The sequence below is a fragment of the Streptomyces sp. NBRC 109706 genome (assembly GCF_000974485.1).
Lineage (GTDB): Bacteria > Actinomycetota > Actinomycetes > Streptomycetales > Streptomycetaceae > Streptomyces.
In genome coordinates, this window is sequence record NZ_BBOM01000010.1 from 219026 (window position 1) to 244548 (window position 25523).

At 70.1% G+C, this 25523-nt stretch carries 32 protein-coding genes; 9 read left to right on the forward strand and 23 right to left on the reverse strand.

Annotated elements, in window-relative coordinates; genetic code table 11:
• Together AOM46_RS23255 and AOM46_RS23260 are read left to right on the forward strand one after the other, a co-directional pair.
• Entirely contained in the window at positions 1-1248 is a 1248-nt protein-coding gene (locus AOM46_RS23255) for a hypothetical protein (RefSeq protein ID WP_062214606.1), read from the forward strand.
• 1 nt (position 1249) lies between these two features.
• Positions 1250-3649 carry a hypothetical protein gene (locus AOM46_RS23260; RefSeq protein WP_062214608.1) on the forward strand — a complete coding sequence of 800 codons (2400 nt, stop codon included), beginning with the start codon at positions 1250-1252 and terminating at the stop codon, positions 3647-3649.
• Positions 3650-3662: 13 nt separating this feature from the next.
• Here AOM46_RS23260 and AOM46_RS23265 read toward each other — a convergent pair whose 3' ends face one another.
• Positions 3663-4871 carry an RNA-guided endonuclease TnpB family protein gene (locus AOM46_RS23265; RefSeq protein ID WP_062214610.1) on the reverse strand — a complete coding sequence of 403 codons (1209 nt, stop codon included), beginning with the start codon at positions 4869-4871 and terminating at the stop codon, positions 3663-3665.
• A gap of 161 nt (positions 4872-5032) precedes the next feature.
• Between AOM46_RS23265 and AOM46_RS34185 the strand changes: the two genes are divergently transcribed.
• From AOM46_RS34185 to AOM46_RS23280, 3 genes are read left to right on the forward strand one after another with little or no spacing between them, the layout of a single operon-like run.
• Complete coding sequence (locus tag AOM46_RS34185) at positions 5033-5239, forward strand: hypothetical protein (protein ID WP_062214612.1); 207 nt, start codon at positions 5033-5035, stop codon at positions 5237-5239.
• On the forward strand, positions 5239-7107 hold the full coding sequence (locus AOM46_RS23275) for a hypothetical protein (protein ID WP_062214614.1): 1869 nt from the start codon (positions 5239-5241) through the stop codon (positions 7105-7107). Before AOM46_RS34185 ends, AOM46_RS23275 begins: the two co-directional genes overlap by 1 nt.
• The gene (locus AOM46_RS23280; RefSeq protein WP_062214616.1) at positions 7104-8126 is read left to right on the forward strand and encodes a glycosyltransferase; all 1023 of its coding nucleotides are present in this window, start codon (positions 7104-7106) and stop codon (positions 8124-8126) included. The genes AOM46_RS23275 and AOM46_RS23280 overlap by 4 nt, the downstream gene beginning before the upstream one ends.
• Before the next feature lie 18 nt (positions 8127-8144).
• On the opposite strand, the gene AOM46_RS23285 is transcribed toward AOM46_RS23280, so the two are convergent.
• The 3 genes from AOM46_RS23285 to AOM46_RS23290 all read right to left on the reverse strand — a co-directional run bounded on the left by AOM46_RS23285 (position 8145) and on the right by AOM46_RS23290 (position 9922).
• Entirely contained in the window at positions 8145-8942 is a 798-nt protein-coding gene (locus tag AOM46_RS23285) for a hypothetical protein (RefSeq protein ID WP_062214618.1), read from the reverse strand.
• A 106-nt stretch (positions 8943-9048) separates the two neighbouring features.
• The gene (locus tag AOM46_RS35880) at positions 9049-9180 is read right to left on the reverse strand and encodes a hypothetical protein (protein ID WP_267887822.1); all 132 of its coding nucleotides are present in this window, start codon (positions 9178-9180) and stop codon (positions 9049-9051) included.
• A gap of 154 nt (positions 9181-9334) precedes the next feature.
• Positions 9335-9922: a hypothetical protein gene (locus AOM46_RS23290; RefSeq protein ID WP_158920574.1), complete on the reverse strand. Its 588-nt coding sequence runs from the start codon at positions 9920-9922 to the stop codon at positions 9335-9337.
• Positions 9923-10119: 197 nt separating this feature from the next.
• Here AOM46_RS23290 and AOM46_RS23295 point away from each other — a divergent pair, with 197 nt between their 5' ends.
• The 4 genes from AOM46_RS23295 (at position 10120) to AOM46_RS23310 (ending at position 11978) form a co-directional block, all read left to right on the forward strand.
• Positions 10120-10578, forward strand: coding sequence for a GntR family transcriptional regulator (locus tag AOM46_RS23295; RefSeq protein WP_062214623.1), 459 nt, complete (start codon positions 10120-10122; stop codon positions 10576-10578).
• Positions 10579-10709: 131 nt separating this feature from the next.
• Positions 10710-11276 carry an NUDIX domain-containing protein gene (locus tag AOM46_RS23300; RefSeq protein ID WP_158920577.1) on the forward strand — a complete coding sequence of 189 codons (567 nt, stop codon included), beginning with the start codon at positions 10710-10712 and terminating at the stop codon, positions 11274-11276.
• Between the two features lie 106 nt (positions 11277-11382).
• Positions 11383-11589, forward strand: a complete 207-nt coding sequence (locus AOM46_RS23305; RefSeq protein WP_062214627.1) for a hypothetical protein — start codon at positions 11383-11385, stop codon at positions 11587-11589.
• Complete coding sequence (locus AOM46_RS23310) at positions 11589-11978, forward strand: hypothetical protein (RefSeq protein WP_062214628.1); 390 nt, start codon at positions 11589-11591, stop codon at positions 11976-11978. The genes AOM46_RS23305 and AOM46_RS23310 overlap by 1 nt, the downstream gene beginning before the upstream one ends.
• Before the next feature lie 61 nt (positions 11979-12039).
• Here the strand turns inward: AOM46_RS23310 and AOM46_RS23315 are convergent, their stop codons facing one another.
• The 19 genes from AOM46_RS23315 to AOM46_RS34200 form a co-directional block, all read right to left on the reverse strand.
• Positions 12040-12531, reverse strand: a complete 492-nt coding sequence (locus tag AOM46_RS23315) for a hypothetical protein (RefSeq protein ID WP_062214629.1) — start codon at positions 12529-12531, stop codon at positions 12040-12042.
• Between the two features lie 210 nt (positions 12532-12741).
• Positions 12742-13326, reverse strand: a complete 585-nt coding sequence (locus AOM46_RS23320; RefSeq protein ID WP_062214631.1) for a hypothetical protein — start codon at positions 13324-13326, stop codon at positions 12742-12744.
• Positions 13323-13781, reverse strand: coding sequence for a DUF6221 family protein (locus AOM46_RS23325; protein WP_062214632.1), 459 nt, complete (start codon positions 13779-13781; stop codon positions 13323-13325). The genes AOM46_RS23320 and AOM46_RS23325 overlap by 4 nt, the downstream gene beginning before the upstream one ends.
• A 3-nt stretch (positions 13782-13784) precedes the next feature.
• Positions 13785-14111, reverse strand: a complete 327-nt coding sequence (locus tag AOM46_RS23330; protein WP_062214633.1) for a hypothetical protein — start codon at positions 14109-14111, stop codon at positions 13785-13787.
• A gap of 437 nt (positions 14112-14548) precedes the next feature.
• Positions 14549-15079, reverse strand: a complete 531-nt coding sequence (locus AOM46_RS23335; RefSeq protein ID WP_067226509.1) for a hypothetical protein — start codon at positions 15077-15079, stop codon at positions 14549-14551.
• A 46-nt stretch (positions 15080-15125) separates the two neighbouring features.
• On the reverse strand, positions 15126-15713 hold the full coding sequence (locus tag AOM46_RS23340; RefSeq protein WP_067226512.1) for a nucleoside 2-deoxyribosyltransferase domain-containing protein: 588 nt from the start codon (positions 15711-15713) through the stop codon (positions 15126-15128).
• Complete coding sequence (locus AOM46_RS23345; RefSeq protein WP_062214635.1) at positions 15710-16090, reverse strand: HIT family protein; 381 nt, start codon at positions 16088-16090, stop codon at positions 15710-15712. Before AOM46_RS23345 ends, AOM46_RS23340 begins: the two co-directional genes overlap by 4 nt.
• Positions 16083-16259 (reverse strand): hypothetical protein, encoded by a 177-nt coding sequence (locus tag AOM46_RS34190; RefSeq protein WP_158920579.1) that lies wholly within the window; start codon positions 16257-16259, stop codon positions 16083-16085. Before AOM46_RS34190 ends, AOM46_RS23345 begins: the two co-directional genes overlap by 8 nt.
• Before the next feature lie 224 nt (positions 16260-16483).
• On the reverse strand, positions 16484-17521 hold the full coding sequence (locus tag AOM46_RS23350; protein WP_062214636.1) for a hypothetical protein: 1038 nt from the start codon (positions 17519-17521) through the stop codon (positions 16484-16486).
• 1 nt (position 17522) lies between these two features.
• On the reverse strand, positions 17523-18005 hold the full coding sequence (locus AOM46_RS23355) for a hypothetical protein (RefSeq protein ID WP_062214638.1): 483 nt from the start codon (positions 18003-18005) through the stop codon (positions 17523-17525).
• Positions 18006-18017: 12 nt separating this feature from the next.
• A complete protein-coding gene (locus AOM46_RS23360; RefSeq protein WP_062214640.1) occupies positions 18018-19013 on the reverse strand; it encodes a hypothetical protein in 996 nt (331 codons plus the stop codon).
• Between the two features lie 444 nt (positions 19014-19457).
• Positions 19458-20135 (reverse strand): GIY-YIG nuclease family protein, encoded by a 678-nt coding sequence (locus AOM46_RS23365; protein ID WP_062214642.1) that lies wholly within the window; start codon positions 20133-20135, stop codon positions 19458-19460.
• Between the two features lie 10 nt (positions 20136-20145).
• Positions 20146-21810 carry a DUF2637 domain-containing protein gene (locus tag AOM46_RS23370; RefSeq protein ID WP_062214644.1) on the reverse strand — a complete coding sequence of 555 codons (1665 nt, stop codon included), beginning with the start codon at positions 21808-21810 and terminating at the stop codon, positions 20146-20148.
• Positions 21811-21849: 39 nt separating this feature from the next.
• A complete protein-coding gene (locus AOM46_RS23375) occupies positions 21850-22143 on the reverse strand; it encodes a hypothetical protein (protein ID WP_062214646.1) in 294 nt (97 codons plus the stop codon).
• 101 nt (positions 22144-22244) lie between these two features.
• Entirely contained in the window at positions 22245-22631 is a 387-nt protein-coding gene (locus AOM46_RS23380) for a hypothetical protein (protein WP_062214647.1), read from the reverse strand.
• 46 nt (positions 22632-22677) lie between these two features.
• Positions 22678-23460 carry a hypothetical protein gene (locus AOM46_RS23385; protein ID WP_062214649.1) on the reverse strand — a complete coding sequence of 261 codons (783 nt, stop codon included), beginning with the start codon at positions 23458-23460 and terminating at the stop codon, positions 22678-22680.
• Between the two features lie 46 nt (positions 23461-23506).
• Positions 23507-24301: a DUF4097 family beta strand repeat-containing protein gene (locus AOM46_RS23390; RefSeq protein WP_062214651.1), complete on the reverse strand. Its 795-nt coding sequence runs from the start codon at positions 24299-24301 to the stop codon at positions 23507-23509.
• Between the two features lie 772 nt (positions 24302-25073).
• Positions 25074-25223, reverse strand: coding sequence for a hypothetical protein (locus AOM46_RS34195; RefSeq protein ID WP_158920581.1), 150 nt, complete (start codon positions 25221-25223; stop codon positions 25074-25076).
• A gap of 106 nt (positions 25224-25329) precedes the next feature.
• Positions 25330-25503 (reverse strand): hypothetical protein, encoded by a 174-nt coding sequence (locus AOM46_RS34200; protein ID WP_158920582.1) that lies wholly within the window; start codon positions 25501-25503, stop codon positions 25330-25332.
• Positions 25504-25523 lie beyond the last annotated feature (20 nt).

Consider the following 25523-nt stretch of genomic DNA (forward strand, 5'->3'; position numbering starts at 1 on the left):
GTGTATCCGGGCTATCTGAACGTGGGCTGCAACGAGATCATCAACAACGAGCGCGCCGCGACCTACGCGGCAGAGTATGGGATCCAGCTGAACTGCGACCGGTGCGAGGCTCTGCCGGAGGTGCTGGGGCATGCCCCGTACAGCAACCCGGCGGCGGATGACGCGCCCTGGTATGACCCGATCGTGCCGGAGTCGGTGGAATTCCTCGGCGTGTGGTCGAACTCGGGGATCGACGGGTTGGGGATGTCGACCCTCACCCAGGGCTCGCAGGAACGCTCGCAGGGTGGCGGCGTGCCGGGCGCGCCGCGGCGCGCGGCGCGGGACATGACCGTGGTGATGACGCTGGTTGCCGCCTCGGAGTGTGCCCTGGTGTACGGGTTGGGCTGGTTGTCGCGGGCGCTGGGCGGGGACTCGTGCTCGGCCGGGTGCCGGGGCATGGAGATGGCGGTGTTCGCCTGCTGCCCGACCGCGCCGGATGACGGGTCGCTGCGGTACCTGTACGACGTCGGGGTGGCGCGGGGGGTGCAGTCCGGGGCGCGGCAGTACGCGGGTGACGGCCTGGTGTTGTTGCAGGTGACGGTCAACCTGTTCGCGGGCAACCCCTGGATCTACAGCGATCCGCTCGCTGGGGAGGAGTGGGTGCCGCTGGGTGGCGGGGAGTTGGTGCGGCAGGACCCGGACCAGGTGTACCAGCGGTGTCTGGAGCCGGAGCCGTGCGCGACTGATCCGCTGTGTCCGCCGCCGATCCTGCCGCCGGCTCCACCGGCGCCGGTCTCGCCGTGCTACGGCATGGGCGTTGCGGAGTTCCGGGTGACCCGGCTGTCGGTCGCGGCGGATGAGTATCCGGCGTGGACGACGCTGGTCCCGGTGATCGAGGTGGAGCCGGGCGGGGCCGACATGCGCAGGTTGCTGGTCAGGTTCTGGGCCAACCCGGCTGGCGGCGAGTGTGGCGTGGATGAGTTGGACCCGTGCGACTCGTGCGGCGATGCCAACGTTTCCTATGTGCCGGCGGAGTCGGTGTTGACGATCGACGGCCGCACGGAGCGTTCCCAGATCGCGTGCGAGACGGAGTTCGTCGGCACGGCATTGGCGCGGCCGGACCTGTATGGGCAGCAGGGTGGCCTCTACAGGTATCCGTATTTCCCTTGCCCGTCCGGGCTGTGTGTGGAGGTGTGGTCCCTCGCCACGGACACGTCGGAGGACGCGCGGGCGCGGGTGCTGCTGGTGCCCAGGACGGACGTGATCTGACATGGCTGTCCTCCTCGACCCCACCGGGCCGGTGTCGCCGCTGCTGCCGGTCGGCACCCGCCTTTCGCAGGGGCGGGTGCATCAGCAGGCCGCGGTCGATCCGGTCACCGGCGAGGTGTATGTCACGCAGGTGGTGGACGGTGGGCGGCAACTGGCCGGCGAGGACGCCCCGGTATCCGGCGCGGCGCGGGCAGCGCGCGGCGACCTGGCGATCAGCCGCGTCTCCCCCGACGGCGACCTGCTGGGCAGCATGTACGTGCGGCGCTTCGACCACGGCTCGGGCCTGGGCGTCGAGTGGGTGGGCGAGCAGCTGCACCTGTGGACTGGCTACGACGCGGCTGAGGTCGCGGAGGGCCGCAACGCCCACGGGCGCTTGGTTGCCCGGTTCCCGTTCCAGGACGGTGCGGTGCTGGATGTCGGGGCGCCGGAGGTCGAGGTGTTCGATCCGGTGCCGGGGGCGCGGTCGATCACCCCGGGCTTGGACCTGGCGCACGGCCAGGTCGGCGCCCGCTACTCGGCCGGCGGCGAGTTGCGGTACCGCGTGTGGAGCCATGAGGCGTTCGTGGCCCACGAGTTCGACGATCCGCTATGGGACGCCCCCTTCCCTGACGGCGCAGCATCGGACTACCAGGCGTGGACGCTGTTCGGGGAGTACATCTACCAGCACCACGGCACCGGCTACAGCGACAGCAACCCGGGCGGCAACGCCCGGTTCGTCATCGTCTCCCTGCGCACCGGCACGGTAGTGCGCAACGTGCCCAACGAGCACCACGAGGAGTTGGAGTACCGCGAGGCGGAGGCCATCGGCGTCCTGGCGAGCGGGCCGCTGGCGGCCGACGGGCCCCGCCTGTTCTTCGGGTTCGCGGTCGGCGCCGCCGGTGAGCGCGGGGTGGCGCTGTACGCGACCGAACCCGAGCCGGGCCCCGGCACCTTCATATCCGCCGTGCCAGCCCCGTCCGGCGCCGGTATCGAGCTGACGGTCGCGATCCAGGACCCGGCCAGCGTGGTGACGTGGCGCGTCACCCGCCCCGGCGGACATCTGTTGTTCGCCGGGACGGGCGCGGAGGCCGAGGCGATCGACTGGCCATCAACGATGCTGGACACGGCGCCGCCACGGTGTACGCCGACACACTACGTCCTCACCATCGAACGCGTCGGCCAAGCGCCGCAGACCCTCACCACCGAGGAGATCACCTACACGCCGCCGGGCGGCTGCGGCACAGTCGCGCCGGTCGCCGGCGGCGCCAACGTGCTGGGCTGCGCAGGCGAGTATGCGGCGCGGGTCCACTGGCGCGGCGGCGCACTGGAGTTGCCGCTGCAACTCCTCGACGACGCCGATGCGATGGAGTGGTCCCGCACCGAGCGGGACGTGGCAGACGCGTCGGTCACCATCCCCAAGGGCGCGCACCCGGACTGCTGCACGGAGGTGCAGCAGATCCACCCCTGGGTGCACGAGCTGTCGATCTACCGGGCGGATGACCGCACACCGATCTGGCAGGGCCCGATCACCCGGGTGCGCTCCCGCCGCGGGGAAATCGTCATCGAGGCGCAGGACGTCACTGCCTGGCTGGAGCAGCTGGTCAACACCTACCGCGTCGGCTACACCACGGCGACACCGGACGCCCAGGGGCGCCGTCGCGGCACGATCGCCTACATCGCGGCCAACCATCTCAGGCTGAACATGATCGAGTCGGCGCTGTCTGACCCTGCGGATTACGCGGGGATCATGCAGCACCTGGTGGTGCGTGAGGACGGCCTGCCCACCATCAAGGTCGAGCGCGACGGATCAACGAACGACGCGATCTGGACGGTGCCGATGGCGGACGCCTGGCGGGAGTGGACCAAACGCGGCCTGACCTGGACCACCGTGGGCAGGTCGATCGTGCTGCGTGGCTCACCGACCGAGCAGACGATCCCGCAGGCCCGCCTGACCATGGATGATTTCGCCGGCGACGTGGAGATCATCCGCGACGGCCTGGAGGCTGCCACCTACGCATTCGCCACGACCCAACGACCGGGCAGCCAGGACATCTCCGAGGGTGTGACGGTCGGCACCGGCCGCACGGGGACGCCGTACGGGCGGCTGGATCGGATCGTCGTGGTCGATGAGGACGACCCGGACCCGGCCGACCTGGAGCGCGCCGCGCGGGAGGAACTGTCAGGCCGCTACCCGGCGCCAATGGTGATCTCCATGCCGGCCGACGCGCAACTCGCCCCCGACGCACCGATCACGGTGCGGCAGCTGGTGCCCGGGGAGCGCATCGACGTGACCGGCGACGAGTGCTGGCGCATCCAGCGAGGGTTCCGACTCACCGACGTGCGCGGGGTGTGGCAGTCCGGGGTGGAGCGGATCTCGATCGGCCTGGTGCCGCTCGGCGATACGGAGGTGCCGACGGGTTGACTTCCTCCCCCGCCTAAAGGCGGGGGATTCCAGCGGTCGCCCGCTGGGTTTCCTGCTTCACCAACGACCGCCCCGTCCGGGAGGACTCCCGTTGAGGTCTTACACCGTCTCCACAGGCAGACGCCGCCAGCCCGGCGGCCAGGATGTTGCGTGCCGCGTTCACGTCACGGTCATGCGCCGTGCCGCACTCGCACGTCCACTCGCGGACGTTGAGCGGCATCTTCGCCGTGACCGTGCCGCAGGCCCCGCACAGCTTGCTGGAGGGGAACCAGCGGTCGATCACGACGAGTTCACGCCCGTACCAGGCGCACTTGTACTCCAGCATGGAGCGCAGTTCCGTCCACGATGCGTCCGAGATAGCGCGCGCCAGGGAATGACTCTTCAGCAGGTTGCGGACCGACAGGTCCTCGATCACGACCACTTGGTTCTCATGGACGAGTCGAGTCGACAGCTTGTGCAGGAAGTCACGACGCCGGTCGACGATCCGCGCATGGACCTTGGCCACCTTGCGCCGGGCCTTCTCCCGGTTCGCCGATCCCTTCGCCTTGCGGCACAGCTCACGCTGTGCCTTCGCCAGGCGCGCCCGGTCCCGCCGTTCATGCCGGGGATTGGCGATCTTCTCCCCGGTGGACAGGGTCACCAGCGAGGTGATGCCCGCGTCGATGCCGACCGCCGCCGTGGTGGGCCGTGCCGGGGTAATGGTGTCCTCGCACAGCAGGGACACGAACCAACGTCCGGCACTGTCGCGAGAGACGGTCACCGTCGTCGGTACCGAACCTTCGGGAAGCGGACGCGACCAACGGATATCCAACGGCTCGGCCATCTTCGCCAGCGTCAGCTTCCCGTCGCGCCACTTGAAGGCGCTGCGGGTGTACTCGGCCGACGCGCGGGACTTCTTCCGGCTCTTGTACCGGGGGTACTTCGCCCGCTTGGCGAAGAAGTTGGCGAACGCCGTCTGAAGATGTCTGAGCGCCTGCTGGAGCGGGACGGAGGACACCTCCCTCAGGAAGGCGAGTTCCTCGGTCTTCTTCCACTCCGTGAGCGCGGTCGAGGACTGCACGTAGGAGACACGGCGGTGTTCGCCGTACCACGCGCGAGTGCGCTCCTCCAGCGCCTTGTTGTACACGAGACGGACGCAGCCGAACGTGCGCGACAGCTCAGCTGCCTGCTCGTCCGTGGGGTAAAAGCGGTACCGAAAAGCCCGCTTGACCTGCTGCGTCATGCCTCACATTCTATCAACTTCCCTGTCAGCGCCGGGCGTTGGCTGTTGGCCGGTGGACGCCGGTCCGCCCTGGCGGCGAACCGGCTTTCCCTGCCCTGCTCCGCAGGAGCTTCGTTTCCTCCCCGACCTGAAGGCCGGGGTATCCACGAAGGAAGGCGCCGATGAGCGGGAGTTTGGTGCCGGGGCAGCGATCGGCGCAGGACCCGCAGCGCGCGGCTGGGTACGCGGTGCGGGCGATGGGACGCGGCTCCCGGCCACAGGCCGGTCTGTCGAGCGTGATGTGGCTGACGATCAAGGGCCGCCGTATGCGGCTCACCGTGGGCGAGGACGGCCGGGAGCGGCTGGAGAGCATGGAGGGAGACGGCTGATGGGTGTGCCGTGTGGGTGCGGCGGCGGGCAGGTCACGGTGTCGGGTATCGCCCCGATCTACGTGAACCGATCCGGGGTACGGCCGGTGGACTACCAGGTGGGGATCGGGCCGCCCGGGGCCGATCCGTGTCAGGCGATCACGGACTGTGTGCACCTGGGACCCGGGCTCGTGCGGGACGAGGGCACCGGCGCCATCCAGGCGTTCCTGTCCCGCGATGCGGGCAACACGCTGCACTTCGGGACCGACGGCGGGCTGAAGAACCTGGAGGGCGGCGAACCTTCCCCTGATGAGTGCCGGGTGACGGTCGACTCACTGCCCGAGGCCGACCTGATCGGTGCCAAAGCGTTGGCCGGCCTCCACAACCCCTACAGCTCGCCGTACGGGCTGGAGTACTGCCTGGCCAACCGGATCGACCTGATCCACTACATCGTCGGCACCACCGCTGACGGGGTCGGCGTGGTGTCGGACTACTGGGCGATGGAGATGGTGACCCGCCGCTCCAGCATCTACGTCGACACCCCGATCGCCCTCCTCAACTCCGCCACAGTCAAGACCGCCTACAACTACGCCGGCAACGTAGACGATCCGGTCTCCCATACTCCGACGAGCCGATCTGACCGGGGCGGAGGCTGGTACGGGTGGCTCGCCCAGCGCTACCACCAGCCGTTGGCCGAGGATTTCCTGCGCACCATCAACGGCCGGGCGATCGCGGTGATGGCGTGCGTGCCGTCCGGGGCCACCGTTGGTTCGGAGGCGCACCACGTGCAGGGCGCGATCCGCGCCGCGATGCAGACCTGCACGCAGGACTCCGTGATGATCGCCGTGGCCGAGATCCCCAACGCCACCACGGTCCTCAACGCCGGCATCACGCCGATCATGATGCCGGACGGGCAGAACCCGCCCGCGACGTGGGGCGTGGACACCCTGCCGTACCCGCCCGCCGATCTCACCGCGGCCGGCATCGGCTGGATCATCCTGTCCGACCACTACACGGACGCGGTGATCTCGGCCTACGTGGACGCAGGGCTGAGCGTCATCCTCATGGGCAACTCCCGCCACGAGCAGCGCCCCCGCGAACAGGCGCTGGGAGTGCGCGGCGTGATGGGCCTGGACCCGGTGTACTACCGAGCCGGGCGCGGCGCCCCCAGCTACGTGGGCGAGTACGACCCGATAGGGCTGCGCCGCCCCGGGGTCGGGCAGCTGACGCACCGCACCGACCAGCACGGCGTGATCGACAACGCCGGCCTGGTCCGTGGCCGACCCAAGGCCGAGGGGCAGGGCCTGATCCTGCCGCCAGGGTTCGGCGGCGGCCTCGGGCGGCCGAGCGTGCTGTGCGGCTGGGAGTCCGACGGCACCCCGGCGCCGGCGTCGTACCGCATCACCTACGACTGCCGGTGGAACACGCTCGCCCCGGACTCAGCCGGCCGCGCCAAGATGTCGCTGCTGTTTGGGGCGTTGACCGACGAGAGCACGCTGGCCTACCCGCAGGACAACCCGGACCTGAACCCGGCCGGCTACCCGGACGGGCAGGTCACCATGTACCGCGCGTTCCAACGCCAGTCCGGGGAGATCGGGATCGCGAAATGGGGCGCGCCTGGCGAGACCATCACCTACCTCGCGACGCTCGACACCCCGCCGATCGCCGCCGGGTTCTGGAGCACGTACACGATCGAGGTCAGCGGCGACCAGATCGTGTTCTCCCGCGAGCTGACGGACGGCACCACCTACTCGGTGACGGCGGCCGATGACCAGTACCGCGGGCCGTACATGTACATCGAGAAGGAAGAGACGTTCGTCGGCGCGAGTGGCGACGAGCCGAACGAGTTCGAGGGAGAGTTCCGCAACGTGGACAGGGTGGCACTGTGAGGGTTGTTGCGTCGGTGCACTTCGCGGCACCACACCGGATGGCCGGCAGCGAGACGATGCTGCACACCATGATGCGGTCCGTGGCCGAGGCCGGGCACGAGGCGCACGTTGTCGTCTCCGACCTACCCGACGCCCCACCAACGTGGGAGTACCAGGGCGTGACGGGGCACTCCCGCCGTGGGGTGGCTGAGGCGACGCGGTTCCTGCGGCAGCTGCGGCCGGACGTGATCGTGACGCACCACCAGAACGCCATCCAGGGCATCATGGAGGCGCGCCGGCTGGGCGTGCAGTCCGTGTTCATCCAGCACAACTCGTTCGGCCTCAACCGGCAGATCCTCGCACTGCGCCCGGACCTGACGGTGTTCAACACGGAGTGGATCAAGGCGATGTGGGGCCAGCAGGCCGGCCGCAGCATCGTGATCCACCCACCGGTGCGGGCCGACGACCACGCGACCACCCCGGGCAACCACGTCACCCTCATCAACCTCAACCGGCACAAAGGCGTCGACCTGTTCTACAGGCTCGCTCGCCATTTCCCCCACCAGCCGTTCCTGGGTGTGCATGGGGGACACGGGCAGCAGATCGTGCACGGCGCCCCACCGAACGTTCGGATCATCCCGCAGACCAACAACATGCGCGACGACGTGTGGGCCCGCACCCGCGTGCTCCTCGTCCCCTCGGTGTACGAGTCGTACGGCATGGTCGCAGCCGAGGCCCTGTGCTCCGGCATCCCCGTGATGGCCAACGCCACCCCTGGCCTCCAGGAGTGCCTGGGCGCGGCCGGGATCTGGCCGGGCGGGGTGCGGGCCGTGACCCAGCCGGTGCCCTCCAACATCGTCCACACCAGCGCGGGGGCCCTCGCGCAGTGGGTGGCGATCCTGCGCCGCCTGCTGACTGACCACGAGGAGTGGGAGCGGGTCTCGGCCGTGTGCCGGCAGCGGTCGGCCGAGCTGGCCCCTGGGCCGGAGATGGCCCGCTGGGTCGCCGAGCTGGAGGCGATGGCGCCCGCCAAGGCGTGAGCGTGTCCGGGTGCGCGCCTACCAGCGGGGCGCGCGCCCGACCCGCTTCCTCCACTCGGCGTGCAACTGGGCTCGCTCGTCCAGGAGTTCCGCGTGCCGTGCAGCCAACTGCGCCGCTGCTTCGCTGTGTAGCTGGCGGGCCTCGGCGGCTGCTGCGTCCGCGTCCCGCTGGACCTGGGCCAAGCGCTGCTGGAGCGACTTGATGGTGAGCTTGTCCTCTTGGAGCCGGCCAGGCAGCCTTTTGGCCGTGGTGTACAGGTCGTTGAAGAAGTCGGTGCGCGCCTCGGCTGAACCGAAAGGGAGCGGGAGCGAGTAGTACTCGTGCTCGCCATTCGGCCAGCGGAACACCAGCTCTTCCTCACCTCGAACTCGGGTGATGTCGTGGGTGATGCCCTGGAGAGGGATCTCGACGGGCTTCGGTGGTAGCGCCGGCTCTACGGCAGGAGGCGCGTCGGCTGGCGCAGTACTGGTCTCCACCCGTGGTTCCTCCTGGACGCGGAAAAGGACCCGTTCGTGGAGGACGAGAGGCAGGAGCCGATTCACCTCTTGGCCGCTCCCTGGGAACTGCGCCGCTTCGATCTCTGGCTCTAGCTCTGCGGCTTGCCGCTCGAAGGGCTGGCGTGCGGCCTGCTCATCGACCTCAACTGAGTTCTGTCCGCGTGCGTTGACGGCGGCCTTCCGGAGCGCCATGCGGTTGTGGTGTAGTCGCTGACGGAGGTCTGCCAGGTCTGCGCGGAACGGTGCGCCCGGGTAGGCCGTCCAGCGCCAGAACACCCATGCCGCGCCAGCGGCCAGCAGTGTCAGCAGTAACGCCACGGTAAGCCCCTCCCATGTCCCGTCGTCGGCGGGAGGGATTCTGCCAGCGCGAGCGGGCACGGGGGGCCACATTCACCAGATCGTGTGACCGGTCGAGCACTTCATGTCAACGCGAGGCGCGTGCTTGGATCTTCGCTGTTTCTACCCGGGCGCGGGTGACGATGTACGTGATGAGGGTGACGCCAGCGACAGCGCAGACGCCCAGGAGTGCGGTGACGATCGCGGTGGTTCCGGCCATGAGCAATACACCTCCGGGGGCACGTCGATGATGTGGTGCCCCCTGGTCGCCCTCGCTGTGCACACCGGGCAGCGAGGGCGACCCACACGCATCGCACTGCAACAGCCGCCAACCAGGAACATGTTGACGCAGGTCAGTGTACGTGGGATCGCCCTCAGGCGGGCGGGTTGATAGTGCCGCGCCAGACGGGCGGCTCGTGCTCGGCGAGCTGCCATCGGTTGATGGTGATGGCGATGTCGCGCCCGTACCGGTCTAGGTCCATGGCGTAGATCTCGCGGTGCTCCATCTGATGGCCGGGGGCCAGTTCGCCCTGGAGGGAGGCGCTGACGTCGGGTACCCATGCGGGGGTTGCGCTGCCGCCGGTGGTGGTTCCCTCGACGCGGGTCCCGATGTCGCTGAGGTCGAGGGGTGCGTCGCTGTCGTTAACGAGGGTCATGTTGATCCAGAACGCGGTGAGGCCGTCGTCGACGGTGTAGCCCTCGGGGAGGTCGGTGGGTCCGATCTCGTGGGCGCTGGTGATGGTGGTGGTGATGCCGTCGCCCCAGTCATGAGCGTCTCCAGGGACGAGGTCACCGAGTGCCGTGGTGTCGCGGGCCTCCTCGCTGTCCGTGGGCTGCCCCTCCTGGGCCTGCTCGGACTGGCCGGCGGGCGGCGCGTCGCCAGCGTCGTCGCTGGAGCAGCCAGTGAGGGCGAGCAGGGTCGCTGCGGCGAGCGCGGTGGCCGTGGCTCTGCGTGTACTCACGGTGCTGGGCATGTCAGGTTCCCCCCGGGGGTGAGTGGGCGTGTCGAGAGGATAATGCCTCACCGATCGCTGGACGCGAGCGCCGTTTGACGCAGTGTGACACCCCTGTGATGCGGTCGCGCCATCGCAGTTGGTCCAGCAGACGAGTGCGGACATGCTGGAGGCCGCACAGTGGGCGGTTGAGCCAGGGAGGCAGCATGTCGAGTCTGAGTCCGCGCGGGACGTATCTCCAGGTCGCCGATGCGATTCGTGGGCGGATCGAGGAGGACGAGGAGCTGGTGTGGCTGCCGCCGGTGAGCGCGCTGCGCGCCGAGTGCGGCGGCGTGTCCCGAGGGCTCGTGACGCGAGCACTCAAGGCGTTGGAGTCCGAGGGGGTGGTGGTGTCGATGCAGGGGCGAGGGTGGCGTGTGGCTAGGGGGGTGGATCGGCGTCCGCTGGTGGAGCGGATGCGGGCGCTGTTCTCCGAGGACGGGCTGACGCTGGGGGGCGAGTACCCGAGCGAGGCCGAGCTGGGTGAGCGATTCGGCTACTCGCGGGTGGCGGTGCGGTCCGCCCTGGCGGAGCTGGAAGGGGCTGGGCTGTTGGAGTCGCGGCAGGGGCATCGGCGGGTGGTGCTGCGGCTGCCGACAGCGGACGGTGACGGCGGAGTCCGATAGGGGCGGCGGTCTGACCGCTCCTCGCGGGGATGTTGGCCGGTTGTCGCTACCGCCCTGGTGGCGAGACGCGCCAGGGTGAGGGCCTGCCAGCGCCCGGGCGGGCGCTGGCAGGCCCCGACCAGAGGAGCAGCATGGTGCACACCCGCGAGACAGCCCCCGCAGTGAGCGAGACGCCGGCGGTGCCGGCCGGGCGGCGAGCCGCAGCGGCCGTTGTGGTGACCGATCCTGCGGGCCGGGTGCTGCTCGTGCAGACCGTGGACGAGGACCCGCCGCGGTGGGGTCTGCCCGCCGGAGGCGTGGAGCCCGGCGAGCTGGCGCACGTGGGGGCGGCGCGGGAGCTGTGGGAGGAGACCGGGCTGCGCGCCGAGGTCGCCGAGGTCCTGGTGGTGGATCAGATGCCGGCCCGCCCTGCGGTGGCCGTGCCGCAGGGCGAGCCGGTGCCGCCGGGGGCGCGGTGGCTGTCGGAGGGGCTGACGCTGGTGTTCCGGGGCCCGCAGCTGTCCGCCGAGGAGGCTGCGGCCGTCACGGTGCCGGCGCACGCCGCCGGGGAGATCGGCGCGGTGGCGTGGGTGGCGGAGGGCGAGCTGGACGGGTGGGTGTCCGAGACGCAGGCAGGGCGGATCAGGCAGGCCCTGGTGCGGTTGCGTGCTGGTGCCGGCTGGCCGCTGCTCGTGCTCGGTGAGCCTGTCGGCAGCTAGACGGAAAGTAGTGGCGTCACGCCACGAAAATGTGGACAGATGCCAATGCGGCGTGTAGTGTTGTTCTCACGGCAAGCGCAGAGCTTCACGCAACGGAGGACACCCCATGCACCCCATGATCGACACCATCAGGGAACTCACCACCGCCGCCGCCACCGCCGGCCAGGTCATCACGATCCAGGCGTACGGCCCGGACGGTGAGCGCCTGCGCGGCACCTACCTCGGAACCAACGGCAAGGTCGTCAGCATCGACACCGGCGACGACGTGGTGTACGTGACCGGCGACCGCATCGCCGGCGTGGACGCCGCCTGATGACCAACACGCCCGCCAACGCTGCTGCGGCAGCCCAACTCGCTACCGCCGTACGGAAGGCCGTCACCGCCTACGAGACAGCCACCGGCACCACGCCGAGCACACTCACCACCAGCCTCGCCCGCCGCTACCGCGCCGCACACACCGCAGACGAGCGCCGGCAGTTGGCCGACGACGTAGCGGGACTTCAGTTGGATGAGATCGCGGACATCGTCGTCGCCGCTCGCGCCGTTGAGCTGGCGCTGCCGCGCATCATCTCGGCCGCCGTCGACACTGGCACACCGGTCTCGGAGATCACCCGGGCACTGGGGTATCGGGACCCCAAGGGGGTCTACCGGCTCCTCCAGCGCGATGATGCGCCCCGCCGCACGCAAGACGTCCCGAGATAGCCCCTGGGGCGGGGCCTTGCTGGTCCCTGCGCCCGTCCACTGCCGGTGTGCGGCGTCCCCGTCAGCCAGTGACGACGACTCGCCACGGCGAGCCCGAGACGCTGGCGGTGTCGATGGGTTCGTATCCGTTGGCCTCTGGGGCTGGGCCCCAGTTGGGGTTGTCGGCGAGCCATCCCGTGATGATGCGGCCTCCTGGGCCGGGTTGGGTGCTCGGCGTGAGGTTGGGCAGGCAGGCGCGGACAGTGCGCTGATCCGTGTGGTGCCAGGTCTCAACTGCGACCCTCTCGTGCCCGCTGGGCACGATGGGGAGCGGTGGTCCACCCGACCGGATGGAGATGGTGGCGTGGCAGCGGAGCGGGGCGCGGACTGCAACCAGGTCCCCGGTGTGCCCCTCGACATGGTGGATGGTGAGGCTGCCTGGAGCCCATGCCGGGGTGGCGCAGGCGTGCTGGTGGAGCGGAGCGCCGTCGAGCTGGAGCGGGGTGATGCGTATCCAGTCCACGAAGTAGTAGGCCACCAGGTTGTCGTCGTGCTCGGGCTGGATGTCGATCACGTGTGCTCCTGCTGTCGCTGGGCGTATGCCTCGATGTCCGCTGTGGTGATCGGGCGCTGCTGCCTGCGGTAGATCAGGTCTCTGATGTCGTCGATGTAACCGGGGTGTTCGCCGCCGAGGACGTACCCGTATGCGGTGAGCGCGGCCGTTCGGTTGGCGTAGATGCCGGGGAGCCAGCCGCTTGCTGCGGCGAGTTGGAAGCTGCCGTCCTCAAGCCGTAGCTCGGGGGGGCACGGGAAGGAGGCGGTTGTACTCGTCTGTCGAGTACAGCTTGGCGCATCCGACGTGTTCGACCAACGGCGTGGGCTGCTCTTGCCGTCTGCGTTCCTCACGTTCCTGTACTTGTTCGGGGTCGCTGAACAGCTCGGGGGCGATGGCTCGTTCGAGGTGTTCGACAGTGCGCGCGTTGTCGAGTTGGGCGAGGTGTGGGGAGCCGGGTGGGCTGCCGAGGTGGATGCCGTGGGCGACTGCTGCCGTGTCGGCCGGGGTGCTGGTGGGGTCGTTCTTACCGCTGTGGCTGTCGGCGAGCCAGGCCCGGTCGAAGTCAGGCCGGGCCTGGTAGCGGCGCGCGAACACCCTGAGCACGTAGGTGTGGGCGATGGCGTCCAGCGTGGTGGGGTCGTATGCGAGGTGCGCCTCGGCGACGGCGGCGCACACGCGCTTGCCCTCGATGGCGTCGCGCTCGAAGTCGGTCGGGCCTGCCTGGGCCTCCTCATCCCATCGGGCCCGGAGGTAGGCGATCAGTCCAGGGTTGAGGTGGGCGGCCTGCGTGTCTGGCGCCGGATGCTGGCTCACGGGGCCCACTCCTGCTGGTAGTCGGGGTGGCCGGACCAGACGGAGGCGAGGAGTCGGATCGTTTGGCACCAGCCCTCTGGGTTGCCGTTGTAGCCAGCGTGGGGACCGCATTCGAGGCATCCTCGCTTGCGGGCATCGGGCTCGTTGTTGAGCCAATCTTCCCAGTCGTGGCTTCCGATGCGTCCGTGGACGTTGGCGATAGCTCGCAGGGCTGTGGTCTGCTGTAGAGCGCGGGCCGGGTCGTGGCGGGCGAGGTGGTTGAGGACTCCGGGCTTGAAGGGGCGACCGTCCGGCAGGTGAGCCAGGACGTGGCCGTTGGCCGTGCGTAGGGCCGTGTTGCTGTCTGCTTCCCACTGGCCATCGAACGGGGCGCTCCGATCCTGTACAGCACGGGCAGTCGCCTCGTCCTCGTCCAGGCGAGCGCGCAGGAACTCGACGAGCATCACGGTGTCCATGGGCTATCGCCTCGAGGGCTCTGGGGGCGTTTGCCCGTCCTGCACGATCGCGAAATACATCCTGGCGCAGGCTCCGGCTGGGCCGTCCCATAGGACGTCGGCGGACTCGATCATGTAGGGCTCCTCGGGGTTGACGGCCCCCTCAAGGAGACGTTGCACGAGCAGCACGGCGTTGCCTTCGTCCCATCGCATGGCGCGCATGATCATGTGGGCGATGGCCTCAGTTCGCGTGAGGCTGACGTCATCGAGCCCCCACCGGGCGCCCGGTGGGGCGTCTGCGGCGCGGGACACGACGTCATAGGTGGGAGCGGGCGTATCGGCAGAGGGCATGGCGGCATTGTCTCGTGTTGCTCTGCAACGCGGACGATTGCGCCCCGCGCCGGTTGGTGCCGGGCGGGGCGCTGGGTGGTGGCCGGTCAGTCGGCGTTGGGGGCGTTGCGCTTCTCGCGCTTCCTCGCGGCCTGGGACTGCTCGTTGCGGCGGCGCACCTCGTCCACGGTGATCGTCTTCTCCAGTGGCATGATGCGGGTTCCTCTCCTGCTCGGTTTGCGGGTGGGTGGGGGCCCGGGGCGGCCGGTGAGGTGTGGCAGCCGTGGTCGGCCGCCCCGGGGCGTTATCGCTTCGCGCTGCGCGCGAGGAACTGTCCTTCGGGACACATGTCGTGGGTCGTGCGCGCGCTCTTGCACTGGGCGCAGTCACGGTTGTGGGCTGCGGCCTCGGAGGGTCGGGGGTGTGTCGGTTTGGGGATCGGGGTGGGCTTGCGGCGCTTACCGAACATGTCGGCCTCGTCGGGGTGTGGCGGCGGTGACCGCGGCGGCGGCGAGCACGATGCGGTGCAGGGCCTGGTCGACGGTGGCGCCGGCGGACGGGTCGCGTTGGAGCCAGGCCCCCTTGCCAGCCTTGTGGAACAGGCGGACGAGGCCGCGGGCCGTCTCGGGCGGGTCCTGCCATTGTCCGGCGTGACGGTCGATCCAGTAGTGCGTGGCGCCGCTGATGGTGAGTGCGAGAGCGGCGCGGCGTGGGGTGAGGCCGAGGCGCAGGGCGCGGTTGGTGGCGTAGAGCGCAGCTCCCTGGGTGGCGACGTAGCTGAGGACGTGGGCGGTGCACGCGGCGCGGCCCTCGCGGGCGCCGCAGACGATGGTGCGTCCGGTAGCTGGGTCCGCGTAGGTGACGGGCCGTCGCTTTCGGCCGCCCTTGGGGTCTGCCCAGCGGTCAAGCTGGACGATGTAGTCGCCGGCGTCGTGGCTGGCGCTGAGCGCGAGCCAGACGGCGCCAGCTCGGGCTGCTGGGGATGTCACAGGGGCCTCCAGGTAGGTGGGTGTTATGCGTTTCAGGGTCAGGGAGTTAGTGGGTCTGGTCTGCACAGTCAGTGGCGGCCAGGGGGTGATGTGCGGCACTCGGCTGGTACTGGTTGATGGCCTTGATGGCGGTGGTGATCGTGTCGGGCAGGGTGTGCCGGACCGGTACGCCGTGGAGGCCAGCGAGGTGGATCAGGTACCTGTTGCGTTCGGGGTTGGGGCAGTCCGGGGGGCAGCCGAGGACGACGCGGCGGCCGGAAGCGATGTCGTAGCCGTACTCGACGTTGGTAGTCATGCCGGGCAGGGTGCGCAGGTCGCGGGGTATCCAGAACACGATCACGTCGGCGTCGGCGCGGGCGGCGTGTTCCCACTCAACCTGATCGTCGTAGTGGGCTGCCCTGATACCGCCGCGTGACTCGGGGGTCAGCACGGTCAACTCGGGGCCGTCGTCCGGCCACTGGGCGGAGAGCTCGCGGATGGCTTCGGGACGCCAGGAGTCGACGGGGTCGCCGGCGCGGGGGGTGGGGCCGGCGATGAACACGGTTGGGCTGGCCCCGGGGGCGGGGAGGGGTTCGCGGGCCCAGATGATGCGCAGGTTCGGTGTGACGGGCCAGGGGTCGGGCAGAGGGCTCACAGGGTCTCCTGGGTGTGTCGGATGCCTCGGCGGTTGGGCCACGGCAGAGTGATGTCGTCATGGGCGGCGCGCGGGATCAGGTGCCAGTGAAGATGCATCACCGTCTGCGTGGCGTCCTCGCCGGCGCTGGTGATCAAGTTGCTTTGCACACCGAGCGCCCTGCCGAGTTGCGCGGCGCGACGGGCGCTCGCGCCGGTGACATCGGGGTCGTCGGCGTAGTCGACGACGTGGCGGCGTGGGATGACGAGGACGTGTCCGGGGTGGACGCCGCCTCTGGGGAGGATGGCTATGGTGTCGGGCCATTCGCGGACGACTGCGGCGGGTGCGCGGCCGGCGATGATCTCGCAGAACGGGCAGGGTGCGGCGTTGTCAGGCATGGCGTCCTCGGCTGGCGCGGACGGTGACGCCGTCATCGGCTTCGGCGGCCAACTCAACGGCGTCCATGGCTTGGTCGACGCTGTCGGAGCCGATGACCTCGGCACGGCGGGTCTGGGTCCCGGCGGGGGTGTCGAGATCGACCTCGACGATATGCCGGTTGTTGGGCATGGTGGCTCCTCGCGGTGTTGGTGTGGGGGTGCCGGCTCTCGGGTTGGTCCGGCTCTCCTCACCGCCCTGGTGGGGCGGTGAGGAGAGCTGTCCGGGCCTGGGTTGCTCGGCGCGTGGGGCGGTAGATGGGGTGGGAGATGGCCGGTAGATAGGGGGTAGATGGGCCGGTAGATGGGGGCGGTAGATGGGGTCTGAGCTGGTGATCTACCTCTGCCTGGGGCGGGTCACGCGGCGGTCTCGGGTGAGTGGTTGGGGACGGCGGTGAGGTGGCGCTGGGGTGGGGTGGGTTCGGTGGTTGTGGCGGGGGTCGGGTGTGGGGTGTTGGTGGGGTCCTCGGGGTGGGGTTGGTCGGGGGTTGGCTGGGGGGTGTGGGTGGGGGGTTGGTCGAGGAGGGTGAGGGCGTCTCGGAGGGGGGCTCCGAGGGCGTGGGTGAGGGCGTCGACGCGCACGCCCCATGTGGGGCCGGCGCCGCGGATTTTGACGTTGCGGTCGGTGGGGAATCCGCATGCCTCTAGGACCTCGCGGAGTGAGGTCACGTCGGGGAAGTTATGGATGCCTTCGCCCTCGTCGCTGAGCGTCTTGACGAGCTGGTTGATGTGGACGCCCTTGAGTCCGGCGCCTTCGGCGTCGGCGACGGCGGCGATGACGTGACGGGATATGCGGTGGGTGAGGTTTGTGGGGTTGGGCTGCTCCCCTGTGTCCGCCTCATTTTCATGATCATCGTGGGTGGCGTGGCCGGTGGCTGCCGGGCTCTCCTCGCCCGGGGCCGGGTGGTCGTCCCGTGCTGGCGCGACGAATTGGGCGGTGATGAACCACGCCAGGGCCAGGCCGATGAGGATCAGCGGCATGTGAGGCGCGATGTGGGGCCAGGCGATGGAGATGGCTGTGGCCGCGGTGCCTCCCGCGACGGCGAGTGCGATAGCGGCTGTCAGGCATCCGAGGCCGATGGTCTCCAGGCGGTCACCGGCCGAGGGCGCCGACCTCTTCTTCGTGCTCTTCTTACCCTTGGGGGTCTTGCCTTTGGTGAGGTTGGGCGTGCTCTCGGATGCCTGGCTGTCGCCCTCGGAGGCATCCCCTGTGGCGTCGCTGTCGGTCGTGTAGCTGGTGCCGGTGGCTGCTCTCCAGCCGTACCTGATGGCGTAGATGGCGCCCCTGGTGAGGGCAGTGAGGATGATGCGGGAGCCAGCGGCGAGGTCCCGGCCGGCCTCGCCGATGCCCTGGAACGGGATGGCGAGGGCGTTGCGGATGCTGCGGAGGGCCACGTCACTCGGCTCCGGCGAGGCGGAGGATGGTGGAGCGAATGAGGTCGGTGAGGATCGTTCCGTAGCCTCCGGAGCGGGTGGCGGCGACAGCTGTGGCGATCCCAAGGAACGCGGGGATGATCATCCGCTTCCACTTGGGGCCGAATGTCAGGAGTGCGAGGACGATCGATACGGCGGCCGGGCCCGGGTCGCCGAATCGGCCGCTCGCGTCCCCTTCGAGGGCTCCGGAAGGGATGGAGTGGATGCCGTTGGCGATGTCGGCCCAGGCGCCGCCGGCGGCGAGGGCGACGATGCCGAAAATGATCGAGGTGACACCGACGGACTGCTTGGTGTTGATCCGGATGGTGTCAGATCCGCGGAGCCCGAGGAGCAGCAGCGTGCCGATGATGAGGGCGACGCCGGAGGCTGTGATGGTGCCGAGGACCTGGGCGCCCGGGGCGGCCTCGGCGGCGAACTCCGCTGCGTGGGTGAGGTGACTGTTCATGGTCTTTCCAGGTCAGGCGATGCCGGGCCCGTAGAGGGCGCAGGCGAGGACGGATGAGACGAAGGGGATACGGGCCAGCCAGCGGGTGAGGGGGCCTTGGTGGCGGAGGCGCCACACGAGCCCTCCGGTGGGGCCGCAGATACCGGCGGCGACAACGAGGAGCGCGGTCTGCTGGTAGGTGAGGCCGGCGTACTGGGCGGCGTAGGGGGCGATGGCGGTGACGGCCAGCTCGCCGGATTGGCGGCCGACCTCGGCGGCGATGAGGATGGCGGCGATCTGCCCGAGGATGTGCAGGTACCGGGAGATGATGGGCGTGGTCACCAGCCACCACGTGCCGTAGCCGCAGGCGATGGCGCCTGCGGCGCCGAAAACTCCGCCGGCGGCCCATTCCGCTGCCGGGGGCAGGAGGCTGAGGTAGCTGGTGAGGCCGATATACGAGCCAGCCGCAGCGGCTGACCCGTTGTAGGCCAGCCACCTCCAGAACGGCTGCTGGAGGCGCTTGGGTACCAGCGCGGCGAGTGCGCCGCGTTCCCCGTCTTGAGCCGGGGCGGAGCGGGGTGCGGGTGGGTTGTCGGGCTCGTCTTCCGGGGGGGTCTCGCGTGGGCTGCGTGGGGGCCGGAGGCGTGCCGGCTCGTCGTCGCCTCCCTCGTCCTCAGGGTCGTCTTCCAGGCCGTCGTCCTTGGCGCCGTCGCCGCCCGACTTCGGCTGGGTGGGGCGATGCTCCTTGCCGAGGTCGATGGTTTGGCCGGGGGGCGGGAGGCTGCCGGCCGTGGTGACGCGCATGGGGCGGACACGGGGCTCGGGCGAGATCTCAGGGACCTCAGGGGGCGGGAGGGTGTTGTCCGGGACCAGTGCGCGGCTCTGCCCAGAGCTGCGCTTGATGCCGTCCTCGGCCCGGTCGGCGTAGTCCTTGGTGTCGTTGTCCTCGGATCCCGGGGCGGCGGCGGATGTCCCATCGAGGACGGCGTCGATGTTGGCGAGCACATCGTCGACGGAGTTGGTGCTCACCGTGGGCCTCCAAAAGGGTGTGCGTCGGCTGCTATGAGTCGGTCGCGTATGGCGAGTTCGGGGTCGATCATCGGTTTCGTGCTCGGGGCGAGGGCTTGTTCGGGTGCCTGCTGTTTGAACTCTGCGGGGATGGGCGGGAGTTCGGTTTCGGGCGTGAGGTGTACAGGGCTGGGCTGTTGGGGCCCGGGGAGGAGGAGCCGCACGGTGGGGCTCCCCTCCCCCGGGGTGGTGGCCGGCCGGTAGCGGGCACGCCACCAGGTAGACGCCCAGGTCAGGGGGCTCATGGTCACCATCTCCCTCGGCGCCTCTGCCGGCCGCGGAGGGGTTCGCCGAACCGTTCGGCGGCGCGCTGTTGGTCCTCGTCGGCGGCGGCTCGCCGCTTGGAGAGCCGGGTGGTTCGGTCGGGACGGCCCATAGAGGAGCGTGGGGTTCGGCGGGGCCACATCAGCTGGCCTTGGGGAGGAGACGGCGCAGGATGCGCCTGGTGGAGTCCTCGTTGGTGTCCGGGCCGTGGACGGTGCGGGCGTAGGCCACGACGTCATCCGGGTGCGTCTTGCCCATGCTGATCGCTGTCCGGACGGTGTCGGACAGGCGGCCGGACACGGTCTCGATCGGCCGGACTACGCGCTCCTTTTTGGCGGGGCGTTGCGTGGCGATGTACCGAGTGATGTTCGGGGCGAGGTCGAACCATTCGGTGTTGCCGTTGCGGTGTTGCGCGAAATGGCGGTGCAACGCCCGTTCCAGTTCGGGGCCGCCGTGCAACGCCAATAGGACGGCGTCGGAACGCAGAGCGAGGGAGCCGAGGCGGTTCTTGAGGTTGGTGGTGTAGCCGATCTTGACTCGTCCGCCGTTGGCGATGAAGTACACGACGCTGTCGTGGACGCCGTGCAACAGGTCCTCGACCGTTGCGGTGCGGGTTGTTGCAACGAGGTCGTTGCGCACGGGGGGCGTCGCGGTGTTGCGCAACGCTGTTGCGAGTTGGTCGCGCAACACCTCGGGGATGAGAGTGAGGGCGATCTCGATGCGATGGGCGTTGCACAGCGGGACGGGGCGGAGTGCGACGGCGTTGCGGTGGCAGGGCCGGCCGTCGTCCTCGGCGTTGCAGGTGGGTTCGGTGTTCATGGCGGGGGCCTTAGTCGAGTTCGGCTACGTCGGCGGGGTGGAAGAGGTTGTGGCCGTTGTCGTCGCGGCTGCGGGGGGTGAGGCGGCCTCGGTTGACCCAGGAGCGGACGGTGCCGGGAGAGACGCCTTTGAGCTTGGCGACCTGGGCGCCGGTGAGGAGGGGCTGGTCGTTGTCTGCTGCGACGTTGCGGGCGGCTTCCTCGACGACCTGTTCCAGATGCGACGTGTCGGCCGTTGCGGTGTTGCGGCTGCTGGGTGTTGCGGGCTCAGGCGCTGCAACGTCTTGGGGGGTGGTGTTGGGTGTTGCGACCGTTGCTGCCACGGGAGTTGCGGTGTTGCGGGGTGCACCGGGTGTTGCGATGCCTGGTGTTGCGGGCGGCGTTGCGGTGTTGCGGGTGCCGTTGCGGCGTTGCAGTGTCGCGGTGTTGCGGGCTGGCGTTGCGGGTCGGCGTTGCGATGCTTCGAGCACACGACGGTTCGCTTCCTCCCGCTCGGTGTTGATGCGCTCGATCTCGGCCTGGGCGCGGGCGTCTTCGATCTGCTCCTGCCGGCGGGCGGCGCGTTCCTCACGCTCCCGCTCGGCGGCGAGGCGGGCGGCCTCGGCGCGGGCGCGTTCCTCGGCGATGCGGCGTGCCTCCTCGGCTGCGGCCTGAGCGCGGGCCTGGGCAGCCTCGGTGTCGGCGTCCGCGGCGGCCTGGCGGGCGCGCAGTTCGGCGAGCCGGGTGGCCTCCTCTTCGTCGGCGAGGCGCCGCTGCCGTTCCGCCTCCTCGCGGCGGGCTTCCTCTTCCTCGGCGGCGCGCTTCCGCTCCTTCTCGGCGGCCTCGTCGGCGCGCCGCAGCTCCTCGTCGACGTCGCGCTTCTGGTTGGTGTGCTGGCTGGTGCGGCGCATGGCGCGCAGGCTCTGCTGGTGCGCTGCTTCGGCGCGTTCCTCGCGCTCCTGGTCAGGCAGGGCGAGGGCCTCGGCGAGGGGGAGACCGTAGCGGGCCATGCGCAGTGGCAGGACGCGTTCCGCGCTGCGCCACCACAGCCGGCCGTGCTCCTCCCGCATCCGGGCGCGGTAGACCTTCATGTCGCGGCGGCGGTCGACCACTTCGCGGTAGGTGGTGAGGCCGTGGCGGGTCTGGGCGCGCCAGATGCGGGCGGTGGCGATGGGGGCGACGAGCCACATGCGGCCGGGTGGGTATTCGGTGGCGGTTCCGGCGTTGATGTCGGCGGCGCGGGCGATGGCGTGCCGGGCGGCCTCGGCGACGAGGATGAACAGGCATGGGGTGGTGGCGTGCATGGCCATGGCCAGCATGTCGGGGTAGGCCGACCAGGCGTTGAACACTACGGTGGCGGCGGTCAGCGTCCATGCGGCGGGGCGCAGCAGGGGGAAGGGGATACGCAGCCACGTGAGGAGGAGGTCCAGGGCGACGCAGATCCCGATGCCGAAGTCGAGGCCGATGGGGAACCAGGCCGCGAACGACCCGAAGCCCTTGCGCTCGGCCAGCTCGGCGACGGCGTGGTAGGAGCCGACGAACCCGATGCCGGCGATGACGAGGGCGCCGGCGATGACGATGCCGACGAGGGCCCACTGGCCGCGGCTCAGCTCAACGCGCGGCCGGAGGGCTTCGCGGGGCTGGGTGGCGGGGTGAGGCTGCTCCCGGGGTGGGGTGGGGGCGGCCTGGGCTTGCATGGCAGTGGGTCCTCTCTCGGGTGGGAGTCGGGGGTCGGGTCAGGGGAGGAAGGCGGCGAGGGTGGTGATGCCGATCAGTTCGAGCGAGAGGTAGGCCCCGATGGCGCTGGCGGCGATGATGAGGGCCGCGATGACGGCGACCGTGGGGTGCCCGACGATGACGTTTTCGATCAGGTTGGGGTGCCGGATGCCGTCCCGGTCGATGGGGATGAGGCCGTCGTGGGCCGCGTTGCGGTGGGCGAACATGTCGTCGTGGGCGTCGGCGTGCTCAATGTCGCCGGTGCGCAGGGGCCCGATGTAGGGGCACTGGTTGCACTGGTAGACGAGAGGCATGGGGCTGCTCCTGGCGGCGGGTTAGGTGAGTGCGGTGGTGGCCCAGATGGCGAGTGCCAGGGCGTGTGCGATGAGCGCGATGAGGGCGACGGTGCGGAGGCTCACGAGGTGGTGAGGACGAGAGCGAGGGCCACGATGGCGCCCGCGATCAGGCAGGCGAACAAGAGGAGGTCGTGCCCGGTGGGCTCGGTGCCGGTGGCGGGGCGCGTGGTGTTGAGGAGCGCGGTGCATTGAGCCGCGTGGGCCTGGGCTTGTCCGTGAGCGTTCTCGTGCCAGATGTGGTGGCGGCTGGCCGGGCAGGCGGCGCAGGACCATTCGGAGTCGGACGCCTGGTCGTCGGTGACGTTCACGACGTGGTCGCGGTCACCGAGCGCGGTGCCGGCGGCGGTGAGGTAGCGGTGGGTGGTGCTGGCCGGCGAGGGATGCGGGTCGGCGGGGCGGGGTGTGCGTCCGATGTGGAGATGGGCGCGGAGGCGGCGGCTGTTCATGGCTGCGGGGTCTCCTGACTGTGGCGATGGGGCGGAGTGGTGCGGGTCAGCCAGCGGTGGCGTTGGCGGCGTGGGCGCGGAGGTGGCGGATCTCCGCGCAGGGCCCGTTGGTGGCGCACCCGGATTCCCAACTGGTCTCGGGCACGGTCCGGCCGAACATGTCGCTGGCGACCTGAGCGACGATCCGGCTCATCTGCGGGTCGGAGGGCCGGCACAGGCTGGCCTGGGTTCCGACGCCGTGGCGTTGGGCGCTGAGGACGTGTTGGCGGGCCTGCTTCCCGGCCCACCTGCGGGCGTTGGGGCCGGTGTTGGCCTGCACGTGCCCGATGTCGTGGAGGGTGTTGGCGTGGCAGCGAGTGCAGTGGTAGGTGACGAGCGGCTGATCGGGCCGGTTGGGGCTCCGGGAGCCGTGGTACTCGTAGACGATGACCTGGCTGTTCCCGTCGGGGTGGGGGTGGGTGGTGAGGATGCCGCGGCCGTCCGGGTGCCAGGTGAGGTTGGGGATGTAGTCGGCCCACCCGGAGCCTTCGGGCCAGAACTCGTAGATGTGGCCCTGACGCTGGTCGAAGGTCGCGGTGCCGTCGGCGTTCTCAGCCTGGTACTGCTGCACCTGCTCAATGGGGCCGAAGTAGAGGGCGGAGTGTTCCTCCGACTCCAGGAAGATGAGGCCGTAGCCGTCGGGCCGCTTGTGCTCGTCAGCGAGGAAGGCGGTCATCTCGTCGAACCGGGGGTGGGCGGGGGTGAGGTAGCCGACGATCGGGAGCCGGTAGCGGTCGGCGCCGGTGACTCGGGCGGGGTGGGTGTCGCTGACGTAGTGGTACGTGGTCATGGCTGGGCCTCTCGTGGTCCTAGGGCGGATGGCGGATGGGGGCTGCTTATCGCTGCGGGATGCGGACGCGGCCGGACTTGGTGCGGGTGCGCACAGACAGGCGGGCGGCGATGGCCGGTGCGGTGGCGGTGATGGTGATGTCGCCGGACCTCGTGTCGGCGGTGATGCCGCACTCTGCGGTGGCGTGGGCGGCGATGTCGCCGGACTCGGTGGTGGCCCAGATGTGGCCGCTCGCGTTGAGGATGTTGATGTCGCCGGATCGGGTGTTGGCGTCGGCGATTTGGGTGTGGCCGAGGGTGATGTTGCCGAGGTGGGTTTTCGCGCTGGTGTTGGCGGCCCGCTCGATGTGGATGTGGCCGGACTGGGTGGCGGCGGTGGCGTCTGTGATCGTCCCGGCGATGGTGATGTCCGCCGAGTTGGTGCGGGCGGTGACCGAGCTGTTCTCGGGCACGGTGACGTCGATGGTGATCGGCGCCGGTTGTTGGGGCGCGGTGGCGGTGAGTGTGGCCTGGCTGCCGCCGAGGTGGATAGCGCCGTTGATGGTGTCGGCCTGGATGGTGGGCGCCCCGCTGCTGGCGGGGTTGATGATGTTCCGTGCGTGGTGGCGGGTGGCGTGGCTGTTGTTGATGGCCCTGACGATGAGCCTCGCGCCGTCCTGTCGGAGGGTGGCCGTGCGGACGATGTCGGCGGCCGGGCCCGACCGGCTGCTGGTGCGGATGGTGAGGGTGGCGCGCGTGCACTGGGGGGTGGCGCGGACGGTGATGGTGCCGGGGTGGTTGAGGAGGTGGGCGTCGATGGTGATGGGTCCGGTGGTGTTGGCGGTGAGGGTGCGGATGGTCACGGTGTCGTCTCCTGGTAGGGGCGCGGTGATGGTTGGGGGTTGGTGCCCTGGGCGGGTCTCGAATCCGCTGTGCTGCTCCCCTGGTTGGGGCCAGCTGCCAGGGCTGGGGGCCTACTGGCCTCGGGTGGCGGCCTCGCGGGCCTGTCGGACGTGGTCGGGCGAGTCGGGGGGTGGGGGCGGCGGGTCGCTGCCTTCGGCGGGCGCGGAGGGGTTGCTCATCTTGGTTGTTGTGTCCTGTTCTGGGTGGGGGCTGGCCGGCCGTGTGCAGGTGGGCCGGCCAGCCCCAGGGTTATCGGTTGGGGCGTCTCATCGGGGCGGAGGTGGGGGGTTGGGGCAGGCGTGCACGTCCCCGACGGGGATGGGCCGCTGGCACCCGGGGCAGGTCACGAACGGCCGCGCGGGCGGGTAGTTCGTCATCGCCGCCCCTGTGCGGTGCTGGGGTGCGGGGCGGGGATGGTCCTCGACTTGAGTACTTGGGCTCCGCAGGAGCAGGCCCACCATCCGTTGCCCACGCTGTTCGTGAAGCCGCACTTGTGGGCCACGTCAGAACCCCTCGCTGCTCCGGTCGCAGGCGCCGCACGTGCAGGTGCGGGTCCGGCGATCAGCGCTGTAGGTCCACTTGTGCTTGTGCGCCATCAGCGGCCCCCGTTCGTGGGCCCGCTGTCCGGCTGGGGGGGCTCGCTGCGCTGGGTGGGGTCGGGGTACCAGGGGTGCGGGTCGCATTGCGGGCAGCCGCTGCTGGCGGAGCAGTTGGGGCCGTGGGTTCCGCTGGTCACCGGGTGCCTCCGATGAGGGTGGCGGCGTGGTGGCCGGCCCGGGCGCGCCCGGTGGGGGTGTAGGGCGGGATGGTGGGCGGGGTGGTGCCGGTGGGCCGCACGGGGGTGCGGCGTGTACAGGTAGCGCGTTCGCGGATACGCTGCACGGCGATCCTCCTTCTTGATCTTGCGGTTGGGTTGGGGGTCAGCGGTCCCCGCTGCCATATGGCGCTGCAATCGCCGGCAGTCGGGGGCCGTTTCTCGCGTCCGGGCTCAGGTGGCCGGGGACAGCTCCTCGGCGTGGACGGTGGACTCGCGGCCGTCGTCCTCGCGGATGCGGACCAGGTTGCCGTTGGCGGTGGTGACCTTGCCGGTCTCGCCGCCCTTGTGTCGGGTGGGCTGGATCGGGCTGGTGACGGTGACGCGGTCACCCGGGCTGTACGTCATATGACATTCCTGTTTGCTCA

Bases quoted from the DNA above. Each gene is read 5' to 3' on its own strand.
- AOM46_RS23305 (WP_062214627.1), top strand. From the start codon at position 11,383: ATGCACCCCATGATCGACACCATCAGGGAACTCACCACCGCCGCCGCC.
- AOM46_RS23265 (WP_062214610.1), bottom strand. From the start codon at position 4,871: ATGACGCAGCAGGTCAAGCGGGCTTTTCGGTACCGCTTTTACCCCACG.
- AOM46_RS23375 (WP_062214646.1), bottom strand. From the start codon at position 22,143: ATGCCTCTCGTCTACCAGTGCAACCAGTGCCCCTACATCGGGCCCCTG.
- AOM46_RS23260 (WP_062214608.1), top strand. From the start codon at position 1,250: ATGGCTGTCCTCCTCGACCCCACCGGGCCGGTGTCGCCGCTGCTGCCG.
- AOM46_RS34200 (WP_158920582.1), bottom strand. From the start codon at position 25,503: ATGACGTACAGCCCGGGTGACCGCGTCACCGTCACCAGCCCGATCCAG.
- AOM46_RS23365 (WP_062214642.1), bottom strand. From the start codon at position 20,135: ATGAACACCGAACCCACCTGCAACGCCGAGGACGACGGCCGGCCCTGC.
- AOM46_RS23300 (WP_158920577.1), top strand. From the start codon at position 10,710: ATGGTGCACACCCGCGAGACAGCCCCCGCAGTGAGCGAGACGCCGGCG.
- AOM46_RS23385 (WP_062214649.1), bottom strand. From the start codon at position 23,460: ATGACCACGTACCACTACGTCAGCGACACCCACCCCGCCCGAGTCACC.
- AOM46_RS23355 (WP_062214638.1), bottom strand. From the start codon at position 18,005: ATGAACAGTCACCTCACCCACGCAGCGGAGTTCGCCGCCGAGGCCGCC.
- AOM46_RS23325 (WP_062214632.1), bottom strand. From the start codon at position 13,781: ATGGACACCGTGATGCTCGTCGAGTTCCTGCGCGCTCGCCTGGACGAG.
- AOM46_RS23330 (WP_062214633.1), bottom strand. From the start codon at position 14,111: ATGCCCTCTGCCGATACGCCCGCTCCCACCTATGACGTCGTGTCCCGC.
- AOM46_RS23380 (WP_062214647.1), bottom strand. From the start codon at position 22,631: ATGAACAGCCGCCGCCTCCGCGCCCATCTCCACATCGGACGCACACCC.
- AOM46_RS23345 (WP_062214635.1), bottom strand. From the start codon at position 16,090: ATGCCTGACAACGCCGCACCCTGCCCGTTCTGCGAGATCATCGCCGGC.
- AOM46_RS23275 (WP_062214614.1), top strand. From the start codon at position 5,239: ATGGGTGTGCCGTGTGGGTGCGGCGGCGGGCAGGTCACGGTGTCGGGT.
- AOM46_RS35880 (WP_267887822.1), bottom strand. From the start codon at position 9,180: ATGGCCGGAACCACCGCGATCGTCACCGCACTCCTGGGCGTCTGCGCT.
- AOM46_RS34190 (WP_158920579.1), bottom strand. From the start codon at position 16,259: ATGCCCAACAACCGGCATATCGTCGAGGTCGATCTCGACACCCCCGCC.
- AOM46_RS34185 (WP_062214612.1), top strand. From the start codon at position 5,033: ATGAGCGGGAGTTTGGTGCCGGGGCAGCGATCGGCGCAGGACCCGCAG.
- AOM46_RS23370 (WP_062214644.1), bottom strand. From the start codon at position 21,810: ATGCAAGCCCAGGCCGCCCCCACCCCACCCCGGGAGCAGCCTCACCCC.
- AOM46_RS23295 (WP_062214623.1), top strand. From the start codon at position 10,120: ATGTCGAGTCTGAGTCCGCGCGGGACGTATCTCCAGGTCGCCGATGCG.
- AOM46_RS23310 (WP_062214628.1), top strand. From the start codon at position 11,589: ATGACCAACACGCCCGCCAACGCTGCTGCGGCAGCCCAACTCGCTACC.